Raw genomic sequence first — 19,959 nt, 5'->3', positions numbered from 1 at the left:
CTCTAGCGCTTATCCGGCTTGTGCCAAGCGCTATTTATTTTTTCAACACCCGCACGATGGACCCCGTCTGCGGGTGCGCTTTTTTTTCGCTGCAGATGATCACCCTGAAAAACGTCACCCTGCGCCGCGGCACCAAAGTGGTGCTCGACAGCGTCAACGCCACCATCAACCCCGGTGAACACGTGGGTCTGGTCGGCCGCAACGGTGCCGGCAAATCCTCGCTGTTCGCCCTGCTCAACGGCACACTGCACGAAGACGGCGGCGACTTCTTCATCCCGACGCAGTGGCGCATGGGCCAGGTGGCCCAGCACATGCCCGAGACCGAGGACTCCGCCACCCAGTTCGTGCTGGACGGCGACACCCGCCTGATGGAAGTGCAGGCGCGCCTGCAGGCCGCCGAACAGGCGGGCGACGGCATGGCCATCGCCCAGGCCCATGCCGACCTGCAGGACGCTGGCGCCCACGACGCCACGGCACGCGCCCAGGCACTGATCCTGGGCCTGGGTTTCAAGACCGGCGAGCTGAACCAGCCCGTCAACAGCTTCTCCGGCGGCTGGCGCATGCGCCTGCAACTGGCGCGCGCGCTGATGTGCCCGTCCGACCTGCTGCTGCTGGACGAACCCACCAACCACTTGGACCTGGACGCCCTGGTCTGGCTGGAAGCCTGGCTCAAGCGCTATCCCGGCACCATGATCGTCATCTCGCACGACCGGGAGTTCCTGGACGCGGTGACCACCGTCACCCTGGAGCTGGCCAGCGGCCAGATCACGCGCTACGGCGGCAACTACAGCAAGTACGAAGAGCTGCGTGCCCAGCAGCTGGAGCTGCAGCAGTCGGCGTTCGAGAAGCAGCAGGACAAGATCGCCCACCTGCAGAAGTTCATCGACCGCTTCAAGGCCCAGGCCACCAAGGCCAAGCAGGCCCAAAGCCGCGTGAAGATGATCGAGCGCATGGAAAAAGTGGCGCCGGTACTGGCCGATGCGGAATTCACCTTTGAATTCAAAGCCCCGGCCAGCCTGCCCAACCCCATGCTGGCGATCACCGATGCCAGCTTCGGCTACACCGATGAGGCCGGCCAGGTCACCACCATCCTGCGTGGCGTGAACCGCTCGGTGCTGGCGGGTCAGCGCATCGGCATCCTGGGCGCCAACGGCCAGGGCAAGTCCACCCTGGTCAAGACCATCGCCCGCACCATGCAGGCCCTGGGCGGCAAGATCACCGAGGGCAAGGGCCTGAACATCGGCTACTTCGCCCAGCAGGAGCTGGACGTGCTGCGCCCGGACGAAGACCCGCTGCAGCACATGACCCGCCTGGCCAAGGACCTGGGCGCCGACGCCCCCGCCGCCAGCCGCGAGCAGGACCTGCGCAACTGGCTGGGCACCTTCAACTTCACCGGCGACATGGTCAAGCAGACCGTGGGCAGCATGAGCGGCGGCGAAAAGGCCCGCCTGGTGCTGGCCATGATCGTCTGGCAACGCCCCAACCTGCTGCTGCTGGACGAGCCCACCAACCACCTGGACCTGGCCACCCGCGAGGCGCTGGCCATGGCCATCAACGACTTCGATGGCACCGTCATGCTGGTCTCGCACGACCGCCACCTGCTGCGCGCCGTGTGCGAGGACTTCTGGATGGTGGGCCGCGGCGTGGTCGGCCCGTTCGACGGGGATCTGGACGACTACCAGCGCTACCTGCTGGACGAATCCAAGCGCCTGCGCGAGGAAGCCAAGCTGGCCGAGCAGGCCACTGCTGTGCCCACCAGCAGCGCCAGCGACGCCGGCACAGCCCCCCCGGTCGACCAGCGCGAAGCCCGCCGCCTGGCCGCCGCCGCGCGCCAGCAACTGGGGGAAAAGACCAAGCCGCTGAAAAAGGAGCTGGAGCAGGTCGACAAGCAGATGGCCACCCTGTCGAGCGAAAAGGCCGCGCTGGAGGACAAGCTGGCCACGCCGCTTGCGCCGGCTGACATCGCCGAAGCCGGCAAGCGCCTGAAAACCGTGGGCGACGCCCTGGATACGCTGGAAGAGCGCTGGCTGGAGCTGAGCGAACAGATCGAGCAGCTGACGCAGGAAGCTGGCCTGGCCGGCTGAACCCGGAGCCCCGTGTGCCTGCGGCCCCGGCCCTGGGTGCACGGTGCAGAACACAAAAAATAGCTGCTCGCGCGCACCCTACTTTGTTTTCAGAAGATTTCCACTTTGAAAACAAGGCAGGACAAGCGCCAGCAGCTATATTTTTATCCAGGCTTCTACTCAGGCAGCCCACGCATGCTGCGCGGCGCCACCAGTACGCAGGTCTTAACGGTTAGTCGCAGCCAGCAGCCCGCCCGCCGCGATGAAGGCCCCGCCCGTCACGCGGTGGAACCAGCGCCCGGGGCCACTGCGGCCCAGGCGGGCCGCCACCTTGGCGCCGCCGACGGCATAGGCAGACATGATGCTGCCATCCAGCACCATCCAGGTCACGGCCAGAATGGCCAGTTGCCCGGCCACCGGCTCGGCCGGGTTCATGAATTGCGGAAACAGGGCGCTGAAGAACAGCAGGTCCTTGGGGTTGCCAATACCCACCAGGAAGCCCTTGCGGTACAGCTGGCCCCAAGTGGCCGAGGGCAAGGAGGTCGCGGGCACGGCCACCTCGGCGGACTGCGCCGCTGGCGATGCGGGGGCCGCCTGGGGCCGGCTGCGCCAGGTGCTGATGCCCAGATAGACCAGGTAGGCGGCGCCGGCCCACTTGATCGCGTGGAACAGCGTGTCGGAAGCCGCAATCACCGCCCCCAGGCCCAGGGCCGACAGCAGCATCAGCGTCATCGAGGCGGTAATCCCCCCCAGCACCGTGCCCAGGGTGCGGCGCACACCGTGGCTCACGCCGTGTGAGACGCACAGCAGGGCCGACGGCCCGGGCGACACGATCAGCGCCCCCGCCAAAGAGACATACAGCAACCAGAGATTCCAGGACATCGCACCCACCCGCCTTCAGACAGCAAAGCCTTCGATTCTAGGCAATCCGCATGCGCTGCGGCCCCCTGAACGCGCCGCAAACCCATCGCACAAACAGGTGGCCGAACACCCCACATTTTTTTACGTCAACGTGTCAACGCGGGCGTTTCACCCCACGTTGTTGGTCATACATAAGGAGTACATCCCCCATGACCGCAACCACCATCCTGTCTGTCTGGCCCGAAGACGAACGCGACCGCAAGCGCAGCCCGGCTCGCCTCTGATGGCGTTGCGGCCACTCCTGCACCAGGTACCGGCCATCCCATTCAAAAAATGATTGTTGCTGTCAACCGCAGAAATTTGACAGCGTTGAATCTCTAAAGGACACCACCATGAACACCATTGCCTCGATCTGGCCCGAAGACGAACGTGACCGCAAGCGCGCTCCCCTGCGCGGTTGAAGCCCCTTGCTGCAGGCGGCCCCACGCCGCCTGCTCCCACAGCCCGCTCTGCCAGCGGGCTTTGTTTTGGGCCCAGGCTTGTTACAAACAGGGACGCTTCATGCAAACGCTTGCGTCCCCATCGTCAACCCGAACGCCCCGCAACACGTTGAACAGGTACAAAGGAGTGAAACGATGACACAACCCCAAATTCTGTCTGCCTGGCCCGAAGACGAACGCGACCGCAAGCGCGCCCCTGCCCGCCTGTAAGGCTGCGGCCCGTGCCAACCGGCGCCGCCGGTGACTTGGCAGGCACTTCACAAGTTTCCTGTTCTCCATGAAAAAAGCCCGCATTGCGCGGGCTTTTTGCTGGGCACCAGAAGCGCTCAGTGCATGTGCAGACCACCGTTGACCGAGAAATCGGCGCCGGTCGAGTAGCTGCCATCTTCCGAAGCCAGCCACGAGACGATGGACGCAATTTCCCGGGGCTCGCCCAGGCGCTTGACGGGGATGGTGCCCACGATCTTGTCCAGCACATCCTGGCGGATCGCCTTGACCATGTCGGTGCCAATGTAGCCAGGGCTGACGGTGTTCACCGTAACGCCCTTGCTGGCCAGCTCCTGCGCCAGGGCCATGGTGAAGCCATGCATGCCCGCCTTGGCCGCCGAGTAGTTGGTCTGTCCGGCCTGGCCCTTGGCGCCGTTGACCGAGCTGATGTTGATCACCCGGCCCCAGCCCTTTTCCACCATGTCGCCCACGACCTGCTTGGTCACGTTGAACATGGAGTTCAGGTTGGTCTCGATCACGGCCTGCCAGTCGTCCGGGGTCATCTTCAGGAACATGCGGTCCCGCGTGATGCCGGCGTTGTTCACCAGGACATCGATGCTGCCATGCTCCTGCTTGGCCTGGCCGAAGGCCTCGACGGTGGAAGCCCAGTCTCCGACGTTGCCGACGGAGGCGTAGAAGGTGTAGCCCAGGGCCTTTTGCTCGTCCAGCCACTTCTGGAAGTCGCGAGTGGGGCCGCAGCCCGCAATCACTTTGAAACCATCGTCATGCAGACGCTGGCAAATGGCAGTGCCAATGCCGCCCATCCCTCCGGTGACATACGCGACTTTCTGACTCATTGCTGATCTCCTTGTACTTGCTGTACTTGCGTTGCTCAAATCCGTATCAATGACTGTAGCGGGCCCGCCCCTCCAGACGCGTTGCGGTTAACCCGCTGGCCACTGTCGTGCGGCGGCCACGCCACAGTCCTTGCACATGCTTAGCGCTCAACCGCCAGGGCCACGCCCATGCCGCCGCCGATGCACAGTGCCGCCACACCCTTTTTGGCATCCCGGCGCTGCATTTCGTGCAGCAGGGTCACCAGCACGCGGCAGCCCGAGGCACCGATGGGGTGGCCAATCGCGATGGCACCACCATTGACATTGACCTTGCCCGCATCAATGCCCAGCACCTTGTTCACGGCGCAGGCCTGGGCGGCGAAGGCTTCGTTCAACTCAAACAGGTCCACATCGCCGACCTGCCAACCCGCGCGCTGCAGCGCCTTGCGCGTGGCGGACACCGGCCCCATGCCCATCGTGGCGGGGTTCAGGCCGCTGGTGGCATAGGCCTTGATCGTAGCCAGGGGCTTCAGGCCGAGGGCGGCCGCCTTGCTGGCAGACATCACCACCACGGCGGCCGCGCCGTCGTTGATGCCCGAGGCATTGCCTGCGGTCACCGTGCCGGCCTTGTCAAAGGCCGGCTTCAGGCTGGCCAGCGCCTCGGCGTTGGTCTTGCGGTTGATGTACTCGTCCGCTTCAAACACCAGTGGGTCGCCCTTGCGCTGGGGAATGAGCACGGGCACGATTTCATCCTTGAACTTGCCCGCGTCCTGCGCCGCGGCGGCCTTGTGCTGGCTGCCGATCGCCAGCTCATCCTGCTGGCCGCGCGAAATGTCGTTTTCCTTGGCCACGTTCTCGGCGGTGATGCCCATGTGGTACTGGTTGTACACGTCCCACAGGCCGTCCACGATCATCGTGTCCTGCATCCTCCAGTCACCCATGCGCTGGCCTTCGCGCGAGCCCTGCAGCACGTGGGGCGACAGGCTCATGTTTTCCTGGCCGCCCGCCACCACGATTTCGCTGTCACCGGTCGCCACGGCCTGGGCCGCCAGCATCACGGCCTTCAGGCCCGAGCCGCACACGGCGTTGATGGTCAGCGCCGGCGTTTCCTGGGCCACGCCGGCCTTCATCATGGCCTGGCGCGCAGGGTTCTGGCCAACACCGGCCGTGAGCACCTGGCCCATGATGACTTCTCCCACCTGGTCCAGCGGCACCTGGGCGCGCTGCAAGGCCGCCTTGATCACTGTGGCGCCCAGATCGACGGCCGGCACTTTGGCCAGCCCCCCCCCAAACTTGCCCACGGCAGTGCGTACGGCGGAAACGATGACGATGTCTTCCATGTGATGGGTCCCTTGTCGTTGATTGATTCTGCGCCGCGGCCCGTGTTGCTCTGCGTACAGCACACCCCCTGGGCCGGCGGCAATTCACATTGTGCAGGGGTTCTGTGTCAGTCAGGCCTTTTGCAGCACATAACGGCCCGGCGCCGGTTCGATGGCCTTGTACTGGTTGCCCTTGCCATAGCGCTTGGGGGCCGCCACCAGCTTCCCGGCATGCCCCTTGAGCCACGCGGACCAGTCCGTCCACCAGCTGCCCGGATGCTCTTGCGCCCCCTGCAGCCAATCGGCATGCGTGGCAGGCAAAGCGCCGTCGGCGCGAATCCAGTGGCTGCGCTTGTTCTTGGCGGGTGGGTTGATGACGCCGGCAATGTGCCCGGACGCGCCCATCACAAAACGCTTGTCGCCCGGGAACACCTGGGTGGATGCGTAGGAACCGCCAATCGGCACGATGTGGTCCTCGCGCGAGCCGTAGATGTACAGGGGCACATCCACACGACCCAGATCCAGGGCCTGGCCGCACACCGTCAGATGCCCGGGCTTGACCAGGTTGTTCTCCAGGTACATGTTGCGCAAGTACCAGGCATACCAGGGCCCGGGCAGGTTGGTGGCGTCGCTGTTCCAGTACAGCAGGTCGAAGGGCGGCGGGGTCTCGCCCTTCAGGTAATTGCCGACCACATAGTTCCAGACCAAGTCGTTGGGGCGCAGAAAGCTGAAGGTAGAGGCCAGCTCCTGGCCTTGCAACAGGCCGCCCTTGCCCATTTGCAGCTCGCGCATCTGGACAAAGGCTTCGTCAATAAAGACATCCAGCACGCCGGTGTCGGTGAAGTCCACCAGGGTGGTCAGCAAGGTGGCGCTGGCCACCGGCGCCTGCTGGCGCGCCGCCAGCACGGCCAGGGCCGCCGACAGCATGGTGCCGCCCACGCAAAAGCCCAGAGCATTGATCTGGTCGGCCCCACCGATCTCCTGCGTGGCGGCAACCGCCTGGAGCACGGCATGCTCGATGTAATCGTCCCAGGTCAGGTGGCCCAGCGATTCATCCGGGTTGCGCCAGCTGACGACAAAAGTACGGTGGCCCTGGTTGACCGCATAGCGGATCAGCGAATTCTCCGGCTGCAGGTCCAGGATGTAGTACTTGTTGATGCACGGCGGCACCAGCAGGAAGGGTCGTTCATGCACCTTGGCCGTGAGTGGCTTGTACTCGATCAACTGGAAGATGTCGTTCTCGTAGACCACCGCACCTTCGCTGGTGGCCACGTTTTTGCCCACCTCGAACACGCTCTCGTCGGTCATCGAGACATGGCCCTGCCCCATGTCGTGCAGCAGGTTCTGGATGCCCTGGGCCAGGCTTTGGCCCTTCGTGGCAATCGCTTTTTGCTGGGCCTCGGGGTTCAAGGCCAGGAAGTTGCTGGGCGACATGGCCGCCACCCATTGTTCTACGGCAAAGCGGATGCGTTCGCGCGTCTTGGCGTCGGCCTGCACGGCCTCGGCCATGCCGGTCAGGGCCTGGGCGTTGAGCAGGTAGGCATTCGCCGTCCACGCGGACAAGGGGTTCTCGGCCCAGGCGGCCGCGCCGAAGCGCTTGTCTTTGAGGGCCGAAGGCTGGGCCACGCCCTGGCTCCAGAGAGCGGTGGCTTCGCGCACGTAGTGCTGTTGCAGTTCCTGCAGCTTGGCCGCATCCAGCTGCACTGCGGCAGGACCCGCAGCGCCAGCCGGAACTGTCGGAAAGGCCGCCACGGCCTTGGCCCACTGGTCGGCAAAGAATTGCTGGAACTGTTGCGCGCTCTGATCCCAAGAAGCTTCCGAAGCCATGTTGTCTCCTGTGTGTGCAGGCCAGCACGGTGCGTGCTGTGCCGCTGGATTGATTGTTGCGCAGCAGCATGTGTCTGGCAATCCAGCTCCGCCCCTGCCCCAAGCAAAAACCGGGCTCATTGACGCGAATCAAGCCCACTATCTCCCAGGGAGGTGCTGCATCAGGCACATTTCAGCCATGTACCTGATTGTCATTGCCTGGTTCTATGTGACGCTGATGATGGCGCTGGCCGAGGCGGCCAGCCCGCAAGGCAGCATTCTGGGAGCCGTCATCACTTTTGTGCTGTATGGGCTGCTGCCCATCTCCATCCTGGTTTACATCCTGGGCACGCCCGCGCGCAAACGCCGCCTGAAGGCCAGGCGGGAGGCCGAGCAACGCGCCTGGGATGCCGCCCAGGCGGCCGCCACCCAATCAGTCCGTCTTCCAGATGCAGGCGGCCATGCGCCCAGTGCTGCCGAGGACGCCGGCATCGCGGCGGTGCGAAAAGAACCTTGAAGCGTCGCTGAACGTGCACCAGGCCGGCGTGCCATCGTTGCCATACAGCTGCGTCAGACCCACTTGCGCCAACCGCCGCCGGGCCAGGCCCGACAGGTCGGCCATCCACTTGCCCGGAGCCCCGGCACGCGCCTGAAAGCATGGGTCGGCACCCGCGTCACGGCCGGTGAACGCTGCCCGCACGTCCTCCCCCACCTCGAAGGCTTGCGGGCCGATGCACGGCCCCAGCCAGACCTGGGTCTGCGCAGCCAGTGCAGCATCGGCAGGCAGGCCCAGCTGGCGGGCATAAGCCAGCCACAGGGCCTCCAGGACACCATGCCCCTCCTGCCTCTCCTGCCCCGCCAGCCCGCGCCAGCCGGCATGTGCCGCCGCCACGACCCGGCCCGAGCGATGGGCCATCAGCACTGGCAGGCAATCGGCCACCATGATGGTGCAGACCATGCCGACCTGGTCGGTGACACAGGCATCAAAGGCCTGCGCCTGCGGCACGCCCTCCTCCAGCACCTGCACCCCACAGCCGTGCACCTGCTGCATGAAAACCGGCTGCACCCACCGGTCTGCGGCGTCCTGGATCACGCGGCCCAGCAACTGGCGGTTGGCCGCCACCGCCTGTGGAGCGTCGCCCACATGGTCGCCCAGGTTCATCGTGTCCCATGGCGGCGCGCTCACGCCCCCCTGGCGCGTGGTGAACAAGGCCTGCACGCCGGGAATGGCAGGCCAGTCGGGCTGCAGCCATTGCTGCAAAAGATGCTTGGTATCAGTCACACAGGCAGCATACCCTGCCCAATCGGCGCAAGAACTCATGGCACACTTTCGGCTTCCATCGCTTTGTCTGTTTTGCCATGCAGTTTGCGTTCCCCCCCGCCCCCCAGGCCTCGTTGCCGATTGTTGACAGCACCGACCGTTTTCCCGTGCACCGCATCTACTGCGTGGGCCGCAACTATGCCGAACATGCCAAGGAAATGGGCTTTACCGGCCGTGAAGCCCCCTTCTTCTTCATGAAGCCCGCCGACGCGGTCGTGGCCCCCACAGGCGATGCCCCCGTGCAGATGCGCTACCCCAGCCTGACCAGCAACCTGCACCACGAAATCGAGCTGGTGGTGGCGATTGGCAAGGGCGGCAAGAACATTCCGGCCAGCGAGGCCTTCGCGCACATCTGGGGCTACGCCGTGGGCCTGGACATGACACGCCGCGACCTGCAAAACGAGATGAAGAAGCAAGGCCGCCCCTGGTGCATTGGCAAGGCCTTCGAGTACAGCGCGCCCATCGGCCCTGTCACCCCCGCCGCCCAGGCTGGCGACATTGAACAGGCCGACATCTGGCTACAGGTCAATGGCCAGGACCGCCAGCGCAGCCAGATCGGCCAACTGATCTGGAACATTGCCGAAACCATCGAACACCTGTCCCAGGCCTGGGAACTGCAACCGGGCGACCTGATCATGACCGGCACCCCCGAAGGCGTGGGCGCCGTGCAGGTGGGCGACCTGCTGGAAGGTGGCATCACAGGGCTGCCCCCGCTGCGCGTATCCATCACGGCTTGACCCCCGACATGTACCAGCGCCCCGCCATCCAGTTCTGCAGCCTCTGCGGGCACGCTACGCGCCACGCCATCCCCGACGATGGAGACACGCGCGTGCGCGCCATCTGCACCGGCTGTGGCACCGTGCACTACCAGAACCCGCTGAACGTGGTGGGGGCGATTCCCGTGGCCGACGATGGCCGCATCCTGCTGTGCAAGCGCAACATCGAGCCCCGCTGGGGCAAGTGGACCTTGCCCGCCGGCTTCATGGAACTGGGCGAAACCGCCAGCCAGGGCGCCGCGCGCGAGACGGACGAGGAAGCCGGCGCCGACATCGAGATGGGCCGGCTGTTTTCCGTCATCAGCGTGCCCCGCGTCGGCCAGGTGCACCTGTTCTACTGCGCGCGCCTGCGCAGCGACATGCTCGACCCCGGGCATGAAACGATTGAAGCGCGCCTGTTCCATGCCGACGACATCCCCTGGGACGAACTGGCATTTCGCACCGTCAGCGTTACCCTGCAACGCTACTTGGAAGACCGCCAGGCCGGCCTGACCCAGGTGCACAGCATCGACCTCGACTGAGCCCACCCCAGGTGTTACTCCCCCTGAGGGTCGCACGCCAGGGCCTCGTGCCCCCGACGCACTCCTCCCCCTACGTCCTGACCGTGGGCACTGCATGCCGGCAGGCAGCGCCCTTGCTCAGCCCCTGGCACGCCGGCTGCAGGTGTGCGTTCGGCGTCCCCTTTGAGCTTTGGCCGCTGTCGGGCAGGTGACACCCAGCCCCTGTGCGCAGGGCTTGCGTGGCCCGACTTTTGCATCTGTTTCAAAAAGTAGAAGCGGGACTGACTTCATGAACGTTCCGCGCATTGCACGCAAGGAGGGCTGACATGGCACGAGACAACGACATCCATATCGACACTTTCATCCCCTACATGCGGGATGTCGCACGCTGCGAACGCTCCTTGCACGAGCTCAACCTGCTGTGGCGCCTGATCGAATCCTCCGCGAAGATGAACTGCGCCGAGGAAGCCCACAGCATGCTGCCCATGATGGCCGCCACGCGCGAAGGTTTCCAGCGGCTGGAGCTGGACTTGGTGCACTCCATGGTCTCCGAGTCGGTCCACGAGGTCATGTCGGAGATCGCCACCTGCGCCCACCACGTCATCGACATCGTGGTGCGCAATCTGTATGAACGCACCGCCGATGTCGGCTTCCTGGCCACGGACCGCACGTTGTGCAACTACGTCGCTGGCATCAGCGATGGCCGCGGCATCATGGAACGGCTGGGCGAATACCGCAGCAAGTACACGGTCTACGACGAGATCATGCTCATCAACACCGAGGGCACGGTGCTGGCGCAGATCGACGAATCCTCGCCCGTGGAAGGCAGCCTGGACCCGCTGCTGGCGCAGACGCTGGCCAGCGACAGCTACCTGGAAACCTTCCGCGCCTGTGACCTGCGCCCGCACAAGCAGCAGGCCCTGCTGTACACCCAGCGCATGCTGCACCCCAGCACGGGCGAGCCCTGCGGGGTGCTGTGCCTGTCCTTCGACTTCGAGGGCGAAATGGCCGGCATCTTTGCCGGCAGCAGCGCCGCCCAGGGGCGCAGCGTAGCCTTGCTGCTGAACGCCCAGAACCGGGTCATCGCCAGCAGCGACAGCGACTGGATCGCGCTGGGGGTGAAGCTGCCCACCAACCAGGATGGTGCACCACATCTGTATACACACTCGGGTCGCACCTACCTGGTGCAAACCGTCTCCGCCACGGATTACCAGGGCTACCCGGGGCCAGAGGGTTGGAAGGGCCAGGTCATGATCCCGATCGAACAGGCCTTCGGCACCAAAATCATGCGCTGCATCGACAGCCTGCCCCAAGATGTGGCGCAAGGCCTGCTGGGGCACGCCAAGAGCTTTTGCCCACCGCTGTACGACATCATCAAGGCGGCCGATGCCATCCGCCGCGTGGTCTGGAACGGCCAGGTCATGACGGCGGGACAGCGCGGCGGCTCCAGCCGGCTCAAGTCGGTGCTGGAGCAGATCGGGGAAACCGGGGCGCGCACGAACGTGGTGTTCACCCAGTCCATCCGCGACCTGTACGACACCGTGCTCAGCGCCGGCCTGCGCGACAGCCAGTCGCTGACCCAGCTGCTGGTCGACCTGCTGGACCGCAACCTGTACGAGCGCGCCAACGACTGCCGCTGGTGGGCGCTGTCACCGGTGCTGCGCCAGCTGCTCTCGCACACCGCGGCGCAGGGCGCCCCCAGTGCAGAGCTGCTGGAGCAGGCCACGCGCGTGCTGGAGCACATCAACAGCCTCTACACCGTCTACACCCGGCTGATGGTCTATGACCGCCAGGGCCGCATCCTGTGCGCCAGCCACCCCGACATGGCCAGTGGCCACAGCGTGCTGGAGCAGCACATCGACCCGGCCACACTGGCGGCCGTGCTGCAGCTCAAGGACAGCCAGCAGTACCACGTCAGCCCCTGGAGCGATGCCCAGGCCGGCGCGGAAGGCGCCACCTACGTCTACCACGCTGCCATCCGCCAGGAGGGCGACAGCAGCGTGACCGTGGGCGGCATTGCGATTGTCTTCAACGCCATCCCGGAAATGCAGGCCATGCTGAGCAATGCCCTGGCGGGCAAGCCCAAGAACCAGGCGCTGTACGTCAACCGCCAGGGCCTGGTGCTGGCCAGCACCGACCCTGCCTCGCCACCCGGCAGCACCGTGCAACTGCCCTCCCCGCGGCTGCTGCAGGTGCAGGCCGGCCAGAGCGAGGCCGTGATCGCGGTCCACCAGCAGCAGTACAGCATCGTGGGGGCCAGCGTGTCGCGCGGCTACCGCGAGTTCAAGACCACGGACGGCTACGGCGACGATGTGCTGGCCCTGTCCATCGAGACCTTCGGCCAGGTCGAAACCGACAGCCATGGCTTGGTGCAGGCCGCGCACGCGGTGGACGGCACGGGCAGCGGCATCGGCGGGGTGGAAATGGCCACCTTCTATGTGGGCGCCCAGCTGTTTGCCCTGCGCGCCGAGTCCGTGCTGGAAGCCCTGCCCGCTGCGGCCATCAGCCCAGTCTCCGCCGGCCGCCTGCCCTATTGCCTGGGCACGCTGGCGCGCCACGCCCAGGGCCAGGTCACGGGCTACGTCTGGGTGTTTGACCTGGGCGAGCTGCTCACGGGCCAGCGCACCCGGTTGACGGAGCAAAGCCAAGTCGTGGTACTGGAGCATGGTGCGCGCAAGCTGGGCGTGCTGGTCAGCGCCCTGCACGGCGTGCACCACTTCGAGCACGCCAGCATCATCCCCGCCCCCAGCATGACCGGCGGGGGCGACATGCTGGTCAGCGAATTGATCAAGGCCAACCGCGGCGCGCTGCTGGTGCAGTGCATCAACCCACACAGCCTGCTCAACACCCTGCAACGCAAACCCGGCGAAGTGGCCATTGCCGCGCCGGCCGTGGAGTGACCGACCTCAGCGCGGCAGCGGCGGTGCCACCGGCGTGTGGCGCAGTCCGCTGAAGCAGGCCGCCAGCACGGCAAAACCGCCGGCCAGCCACATCGCGCGCTGCTCGGCCAGCCCCTCGGTGCCGGGCCACAGCACAAAACAGGCGGCCAGGCAGACCGCACCCAGGCCCTGGCCGGTGTGGCGGGCCGACCCCAGCATGCCGCTGGCCGCGCCGCTGCGGTGCACCGGGGCCGAGGTCACGATGGTGTGGTTGTTGGGCGACTGGAACATGGCGAAGCCCGCGCCACACAGGGCCATGCGCCAGGCCACATCCCAGACTGCCGCGCCGATGGGCAGCAGCGCCAGCGCCCACAACCCGCTGGCAAACAGCGCCATGCCCATGGCCCCCAGGCGCCCGGCCGGAATGCGCCCAATGCGCCGCCCCACCAGCGGTGCCACCACCGCCAGCGCCACCGGCCAGGCGCTGATCAGCAGGCCCGCGCGCCCGGTGCTCAGGCCATGGGTTTCGATCAGCAGGAATGGCAGGGCCAGAAAGGCCATGGTCTGCGCGCTGAAGGCGCTGATGGAGGCCCCCATCGACAAGGCAAACACGGGGATGCGCAGCAGGTCCAGCGGCAGCATGGGTTGCGCCTGCCGCTTTTGCCGGCGCACATACCAGCAGCCCGCGACCAGGCCCAACGCCAGCCACAGCCCCGCCCACGCCAGGCTGGCGGTGCCGGGCTGGTAATGGCTGATGCGGTCCAGCGCCAGAAAGATGGCACCGAACATCAGCACGTTCAAACCCACATCCAGCCAGGACAGCCCCGCCTGTGCGGCCCGGCCCGCGTGCGGCGGGGGCAAGGCCTTGCGGCCCAGCCAGCACACCCACAGCGACAGCGGCAGGTGCAGGCTGAACAGCCAGCGCCAGTCGAACTGGGTCAGCACCGCCGCGGCCAGCACCGGCCCGGTGACCGTGCTCAGTGCCACCACCATGGAATTCAGCGCCATGCCCTGGCCCAGCAGGCCGCGCGGGTAGATCTGCCGCACCAGGGCGCCGTTGACGCACAGCGCCCCGGCCATGCCCATGCCCTGCAGGGCCCGGGCCACGATCAGCCAGGGTAAGGAAGGCGCCAGCGCCGCCAGCACGCTGGCCAGCCCGAACACCAGCATGCCCCACAGGTACACGCGCTTGTAGCCCAGGCGGTCGCCCAGGGCCGCCAGCGGCAGCAGCAGCACCAGGGATGCAATCTGGTTGGCATTCACCACCCACAGGGTGTAGGCCGGGTCGATCTGCCACTGGCGCGCCATCTGCGGCAGCGCCAGGTTCAGCATGGTGCTGTCCAGCACACAGAGCATCAGACCGCACACGATCACCGCCATGGCCAGCTGACGGGCACGCCCCTGCATGCCATCGGGCGCTTCAGGCGCGGGCGTTGCGGACACAGTAGAAAGACTCATATTGCATAGCTGTCAGCGCTGCTGGAATCAGCGTTTCCAGCCAATTTGGTAATAAAAAAACCCCGCACGGCTGGCGGGGTGGCAGCAGCCCCGAAAGCGGGCTCAGAGCTGCTGGATCACGACCTGGCCGAAGCCCGAGCACGAGACCTGCGTGGCGCCGTCCATCAGGCGCGCGAAGTCGTAGGTCACCTTCTTGCTCTGGATGGCCTTTTCCATGGCCTGGATGATCAGGTCCGCGGCCTCGGTCCAGCCCAGGTGGCGCAGCATCATCTCGGCGCACAGGATCATGGAGCCGGGGTTCACATAGTCCTTGCCGGCGTACTTGGGCGCCGTGCCGTGCGTGGCCTCAAACACCGCCACCGCGCCCGACATGTTGGCGCCGGGGGCAATGCCGATGCCGCCCACCTGCGCGGCCACCGCGTCCGAGATGTAGTCGCCATTCAGGTTCAGGGTGGCGATCACGCTGTACTCTGCCGGGCGCAGCAGCACCTGCTGCAGGAAGGCGTCGGTGATGCTGTCCTTGATCAGGATGTGCTTGCCGGTCTTGGGGTTGGGCACCTGGACCCAGGGGCCGCCGTCGATCAGCTCGCCGCCGAACTCCTGCAGCGCCAGCTCGTAGCCCCAGTCCCGGAAGCTGCCTTCCGTGAACTTCATGATGTTGCCTTTGTGCACCAGCGTGACCGAGGGCTTGTCATGGTCGATGGCGTACTGGATGGCCTGGCGCACCAGGCGCTGCGAGCCTTCCTTGGACACGGGCTTGATGCCCAGGCCCGAGGTCTCGGGGAAGCGGATCTTGTCGATGCCCAGCTCGTCGCGCAGGAAGTCGATCAGCTTGCGCGCCTTGTCAGTGCCGGCGGCAAATTCGATGCCGGCATAGATGTCTTCCGAGTTCTCGCGGAAGATGACCATGTCGGTCTTCTCGGGCTCGCGCACGGGCGAAGGCACACCCTTGAAGTAACGCACCGGGCGCAGGCAGACATACAGGTCCAGCGCCTGGCGCAGCGCCACGTTGAGCGAACGGATGCCGCCGCCCACGGGCGTGTTCAGCGGGCCCTTGATGGACACCACATACTCGCGCACGGCGTCCAGCGTTTCTTCGGGCAGCCACTCATCGGGGCCATACACCTGGGTGGATTTCTGGCCAGCATAGACCTCCATCCACTGGATCTGGCGCGCGCCACCGTAGGCCTTGGCCACGGCCGCGTCCACCACCTTGCGCATCACCGGCGTGACATCCACCCCCACGCCATCGCCTTCGATGAATGGAATGATGGGCTGCAGCGGCACGTTCAGCGACATGTCCGCATTGACCGTGATCTTCTGGCCGTGCGCAGGGATCTGAATGTGGGTGGTGGTGCTCATAAAAAGGCGGTCTCCGGGCTCTGATTCCAAGGCCCATGCAGGGCTTGCATGGTGTGGCGGGTTTATTCTAGGGGAGCTTGCGCCGCGCTCCAGGCTTGCGCAGGCGCCTGCATGACACTGCACAATAGCCGCATGAACGCATTGCCCCATCGACGCATCCTTGGCTGGGCCCTGATGGCCTGGCTGTCCGCCACGCTGAGCGCCCACGCCCAGTCCTCGAACGAACCCCAGATGCACCTGCCGCGCACCGAGCTGCGCGCCGGCATGTACCGCATTGATGCCCAGGTGGCACAGCGCTTTGCCGACCGCCAGCACGGCCTGATGTTCCGCCAGAGCATGCCGGCGCACGAAGGCATGCTGTTCGTGTTCGAGCAACCCGCCGTGCAGTGCTTCTGGATGAAGAACACGCTGATCCCGCTGACCGCGGCATTCGTTGCCGACGATGGCACGATTGTCAACTTGGCAGACATGCAGCCGCACGACGAGAACTCGCACTGCTCGGCCAAGCCCGTGCGCTTCGTGCTGGAGATGAACCAGGGCTGGTTCAAATCCAAGCACATCCAGGCCGGTGCCAAACTGACCGGTGCGCCTTTCAAGCCCTGAGGTACAGCGCCCCGGCATTACACAAAAAAAGAGCTGCCAGCGCTTGATGTGCTTGGCTTTCAGATAGTTTCCTATCTCAAAGCCAGCCCACACAGGCGCTGGCAGCTCTTTTTTTCATGGCCCGCCGAACAGCTTCAGCGGGCCTAACTCACCCTCAGGCCAGCGAAGCGATCGCGGCGTTGAAGGTGGCGCTGGGGCGCATCACAGCGTCCAGCTTGGACAGGTCGGGCTGGTAGTAGCCGCCGATGTCGGCCGCCTTGCCTTGCACGGCGCCCAGTTCGGCCACGATCTTGGCTTCGTTCTCGGCCAGGGCCTTGGCCAGGGGCGCAAACTTGGCCGCCAGGCCTGCGTCTTCGGTCTGCGACGCCAGGGCCTGGGCCCAGTACAGCGACAGGTAGAACTGCGAGCCGCGGTTGTCGATCTGGCCGACCTTGCGCGATGGCGACTTGTTCTCGTCCAGCAGCTTCCCGGTGGCCTGGTCCAGGGTCTTGGCCAGCAGCTTGGCCTGGGCGTTGCCGGTCTTGATGCCCAGGTCTTCCAGCGACACGGCCAGCGCCAGGAATTCACCCAGCGAGTCCCAACGCAGGAAGTTCTCTTCCACCAGCTGTTGCACGTGCTTGGGCGCGGATCCACCGGCACCGGTTTCGTACATGCCACCACCGGCCATCAGCGGCACGATGGACAGCATCTTGGCCGAGGTGCCCAGTTCCATGATGGGGAACAGGTCGGTCAGGTAGTCGCGCAGGATGTTGCCGGTCACCGAGATGGTGTCCAGGCCACGGGCCACGCGCTCCAGGGTGTAACGCATGGCGCGCACCTGGCTCATGATCTGGATGTCCAGACCTGTGGTGTCGTGGTCCTTCAGGTACTTCTGCACCTTCTTGATCAGCTCGGCTTCGTGCGGACGGTAGGCGTCCAGCCAGAACACGGCGGGCATGCCGGAGTTGCGGGCGCGGGTCACGGCCAGCTTCACCCAGTCGCGGATCGGCGCGTCCTTGACCTGGCACATGCGCCAGATGTCGCCGGCTTCCACGTTCTGCGACAGCAGCACTTCACCGGTGGCCAGATCGACGATGTTGGCCACGCCGTCTTCCTGGATCTCGAAGGTCTTGTCGTGCGAGCCGTACTCTTCGGCCTTTTGCGCCATCAGACCCACGTTGGGCACGGTGCCCATGGTGCGTGGGTCGAAGTTGCCGTGCCACTTGCAGAAGTTGATCATCTCCTGGTAGATGCGGGCAAAGGTCGACTCGGGCATCACGGCCTTGCAGTCGTAAGGCTTGCCGTCGGCACCCCACATCTTGCCGCCCTGGCGGATCATGGCGGGCATGGAGGCGTCCACGATGATGTCGTTGGGCGAGTGGAAGTTGGTGATGCCCTTGGCGGAATCCACCATGGCCAGTGCCGGACGGTGTTCCTGGCAGGCGTGCAGGTCACGGATGATCTCTTCGCGCTTGGAGGCAGGCAGCGTCTCGATCTTCTCGTACAGCGTGGACATGCCGTTGTTCACGTTGATGCCCAGCTCGTCAAACAGCTTGCCGTGCTTCTCGAAGGCTTCCTTGTAATAGATCTTCACGCAGTGGCCGAACACGATGGGGTGCGAGACCTTCATCATCGTGGCCTTGACGTGCAGCGAGAACAGGATGCCGGCTTCCTTGCAGTCGTCCAGCTGCTTTTCGTAGAAGTCGCACAGCGCCTTCTTGCTCATGAACATCGAGTCGATGATCTCGCCGTCCTTGAGCGCCACTTTTTCCTTCAGCACGATGGACTGGCCGGACTTGGTCTCCAGCACCATCTTCACGTCACGGGCCTTGTCCAGGGTCATGGACTTTTCGCCGTGGTAGAAGTCGCCTTCGTGCATGTGCGAGACGTGGGTCTGCGACCACTGCTTCCACTCGGCCATCGAGTGGGGGTGCTTCTTGGCGTAGTTTTTCACGGCCGCAGGTGCGCGGCGGTCGGAGTTGCCTTCACGCAGCACGGGGTTCACGGCCGAACCCAGGCACTTGCCATAACGGGCCTTGATGGCCTTTTCTGCGTCATTGGCAGGGTTCTCGGGGTAGTCGGGGATGGCGTAACCCTTGCCTTGCAGCTCCTTGATGGCGGCTTGCAGCTGCGCCACGGAGGCCGAGATGTTGGGCAGCTTGATGATGTTGGCTTCTGGTGTCAGCGTCAGCTGGCCCAGTTCGGCCAGGGTGTTGGGCACACGCTGGTTCTCGGGCAGCAGGTCGCTGAACTCGCCCAGGATACGCGCCGCCACGGAAATGTCGCTGGTCTCGACATTCACGCCAGCAGTGGAAGCGAAAGCTTGCACGACGGGCAGGAATGCGCTGGTGGCCAGACGGGGCGCTTCATCCGTCAGGGTGTAGATGATGGTGGATTGCTGTGTTGTCATCTCTTGCTTTTGGCTCAATGGATTGCTGGGATGTGGATAGGCCTTCGTCGCCTGCTCCCGACCGGGTTGCCCACTGCGCGCAGCGGTCTTGCCTGTGCCTGAAGCCACAGTTAATTTCGCATGACTGAAGCGGACTCCCACTATGCAAAATTCTAACCGTTGATCCACAGTTTTTCGCAAGTCTTGTAGAAGAGTTAGCGAAAAAGTCTTCTATAAGACCTGATGGACGCACACAGGGTTTTGTGCTTGCCCCTGTGCAATCTACCAGGGCGGTAAAAGAAAAGCCCGCGGGCTTTCACCAGCGGGCTTGACCGACCTCACGGTCTGCGATGACAGGCTAATGTCAGGCAGCGAAGTTGGCTTCGGCAAACTTCCAGTTCACCAGGTTGTTCAGGAAGGTTTCCACGAACTTGGGACGCAGGTTGCGGTAGTCGATGTAGTACGCGTGCTCCCACACGTCCACAGTCAGCAGGGCCTTGTCAGCGGTGGTCAGGGGGGTGCCTGCAGCGCCGGTGTTGACGATGTCCACGGAACCGTCGGCCTTCTTCACCAGCCAGGTCCAGCCGGAACCGAAGTTGCCCACGGCCGACTTCACGAAGGCTTCCTTGAAGGCATCAAAGCTGCCCCACTTGGCGTTGATGGCATCGGCCAGCGCGCCGCTGGGTGCACCGCCACCGTTGGGGGCCATGCAGTTCCAGAAGAAGGTGTGGTTCCAGATCTGGGCTGCGTTGTTGTAGATGCCGCCGGAAGACTTCTTGACGATTTCTTCCAGGGTCATGGATTCAAACTCTGTGCCCTTTTGCAGGTTGTTCAGGTTCACCACGTAGGCATTGTGGTGCTTGCCGTGGTGGAACTCCAGAGTTTCCTGGCTGTAGTGGGGGGCCAGGGCATCGATCGCATAAGGCAATGGGGGCAGGGTGTGTTCCATGCTGAATCCTCGTCGTGGTTCAAATAGTTAGAAGAAAAGCTGCACTGCACATTGCGCGCAGCGTGGAGAAGGGGCGCGTGTATTTTGACGTGGCGCAAACTACCTGCGGTGTCAGCCATTGTAGGAAGAAGATCGGCGGCGTGCAGCTAAA

15 protein-coding genes are annotated in these 19,959 nt (G+C 64.9%); 6 read left to right on the top strand and 9 right to left on the bottom strand.

What is annotated here, in order from left to right; genetic code table 11:
- Positions 1-95 precede the first annotated feature (95 nt).
- Positions 96-2,084: an ABC-F family ATP-binding cassette domain-containing protein gene (locus tag FYM52_RS01720; RefSeq protein ID WP_154162826.1), complete on the top strand. Its 1,989-nt coding sequence runs from the start codon at positions 96-98 to the stop codon at positions 2,082-2,084.
- 204 nt (positions 2,085-2,288) lie between these two features.
- Here the strand turns inward: FYM52_RS01720 and FYM52_RS01715 are convergent, their stop codons facing one another.
- The 4 genes from FYM52_RS01715 to FYM52_RS01700 all read right to left on the bottom strand — a co-directional run bounded on the left by FYM52_RS01715 (position 2,289) and on the right by FYM52_RS01700 (position 7,613).
- Positions 2,289-2,945 carry a LysE family translocator gene (locus FYM52_RS01715; protein ID WP_154162825.1) on the bottom strand — a complete coding sequence of 219 codons (657 nt, stop codon included), beginning with the start codon at positions 2,943-2,945 and terminating at the stop codon, positions 2,289-2,291.
- A gap of 805 nt (positions 2,946-3,750) precedes the next feature.
- Positions 3,751-4,488 carry an acetoacetyl-CoA reductase gene (gene phbB, locus FYM52_RS01710; RefSeq protein ID WP_042418188.1) on the bottom strand — a complete coding sequence of 246 codons (738 nt, stop codon included), beginning with the start codon at positions 4,486-4,488 and terminating at the stop codon, positions 3,751-3,753.
- 140 nt (positions 4,489-4,628) lie between these two features.
- Positions 4,629-5,807, bottom strand: coding sequence for an acetyl-CoA C-acetyltransferase (locus tag FYM52_RS01705; RefSeq protein WP_154162824.1), 1,179 nt, complete (start codon positions 5,805-5,807; stop codon positions 4,629-4,631).
- Positions 5,808-5,918: 111 nt separating this feature from the next.
- Positions 5,919-7,613 carry an alpha/beta hydrolase gene (locus FYM52_RS01700; RefSeq protein ID WP_154162823.1) on the bottom strand — a complete coding sequence of 565 codons (1,695 nt, stop codon included), beginning with the start codon at positions 7,611-7,613 and terminating at the stop codon, positions 5,919-5,921.
- A 178-nt stretch (positions 7,614-7,791) separates the two neighbouring features.
- Here FYM52_RS01700 and FYM52_RS01695 point away from each other — a divergent pair, with 178 nt between their 5' ends.
- Entirely contained in the window at positions 7,792-8,109 is a 318-nt protein-coding gene (locus FYM52_RS01695) for a hypothetical protein (protein ID WP_154162822.1), read from the top strand.
- Here FYM52_RS01695 and FYM52_RS01690 read toward each other — a convergent pair.
- Positions 8,026-8,874: a polyphenol oxidase family protein gene (locus FYM52_RS01690; RefSeq protein ID WP_370513780.1), complete on the bottom strand. Its 849-nt coding sequence runs from the start codon at positions 8,872-8,874 to the stop codon at positions 8,026-8,028. The two genes, FYM52_RS01695 and FYM52_RS01690, sit on opposite strands and share 84 nt — an antisense overlap.
- A gap of 77 nt (positions 8,875-8,951) precedes the next feature.
- Here FYM52_RS01690 and FYM52_RS01685 point away from each other — a divergent pair, with 77 nt between their 5' ends.
- From FYM52_RS01685 to FYM52_RS01675, 3 genes are all read left to right on the top strand, one after another.
- Positions 8,952-9,650, top strand: a complete 699-nt coding sequence (locus FYM52_RS01685; RefSeq protein WP_154162820.1) for a fumarylacetoacetate hydrolase family protein — start codon at positions 8,952-8,954, stop codon at positions 9,648-9,650.
- A gap of 8 nt (positions 9,651-9,658) precedes the next feature.
- Entirely contained in the window at positions 9,659-10,210 is a 552-nt protein-coding gene (locus FYM52_RS01680; protein ID WP_045266760.1) for an NUDIX hydrolase, read from the top strand.
- A gap of 305 nt (positions 10,211-10,515) precedes the next feature.
- Entirely contained in the window at positions 10,516-13,089 is a 2,574-nt protein-coding gene (locus tag FYM52_RS01675; RefSeq protein WP_154162819.1) for a chemotaxis protein CheW, read from the top strand.
- Between the two features lie 6 nt (positions 13,090-13,095).
- On the opposite strand, the gene FYM52_RS01670 is transcribed toward FYM52_RS01675, so the two are convergent.
- Positions 13,096-14,526 (bottom strand): MFS transporter, encoded by a 1,431-nt coding sequence (locus FYM52_RS01670; RefSeq protein ID WP_238826068.1) that lies wholly within the window; start codon positions 14,524-14,526, stop codon positions 13,096-13,098.
- 102 nt (positions 14,527-14,628) lie between these two features.
- Positions 14,629-15,888 (bottom strand): NADP-dependent isocitrate dehydrogenase, encoded by a 1,260-nt coding sequence (icd, locus tag FYM52_RS01665; protein ID WP_154162818.1) that lies wholly within the window; start codon positions 15,886-15,888, stop codon positions 14,629-14,631.
- 111 nt (positions 15,889-15,999) lie between these two features.
- Between icd and FYM52_RS01660 the strand changes: the two genes are divergently transcribed.
- On the top strand, positions 16,000-16,491 hold the full coding sequence (locus tag FYM52_RS01660) for a DUF192 domain-containing protein (protein WP_081889011.1): 492 nt from the start codon (positions 16,000-16,002) through the stop codon (positions 16,489-16,491).
- Positions 16,492-16,645: 154 nt separating this feature from the next.
- Here FYM52_RS01660 and FYM52_RS01655 read toward each other — a convergent pair whose 3' ends face one another.
- Both FYM52_RS01655 and FYM52_RS01650 read right to left on the bottom strand, forming a co-directional pair.
- Complete coding sequence (locus FYM52_RS01655) at positions 16,646-18,880, bottom strand: NADP-dependent isocitrate dehydrogenase (RefSeq protein WP_154162817.1); 2,235 nt, start codon at positions 18,878-18,880, stop codon at positions 16,646-16,648.
- 343 nt (positions 18,881-19,223) lie between these two features.
- The gene (locus tag FYM52_RS01650) at positions 19,224-19,808 is read right to left on the bottom strand and encodes a superoxide dismutase (protein ID WP_154162816.1); all 585 of its coding nucleotides are present in this window, start codon (positions 19,806-19,808) and stop codon (positions 19,224-19,226) included.
- Between the last annotated feature and the right edge of the window lie 151 nt (positions 19,809-19,959).

The sequence above is a fragment of the Comamonas sp. CAH-2 genome (assembly GCF_009668305.1).
GTDB classification, from domain to species: Bacteria; Pseudomonadota; Gammaproteobacteria; order Burkholderiales; family Burkholderiaceae_C; genus Comamonas; species Comamonas aquatica.
This window is presented reverse-complemented; position numbering and strand designations above follow the sequence as displayed.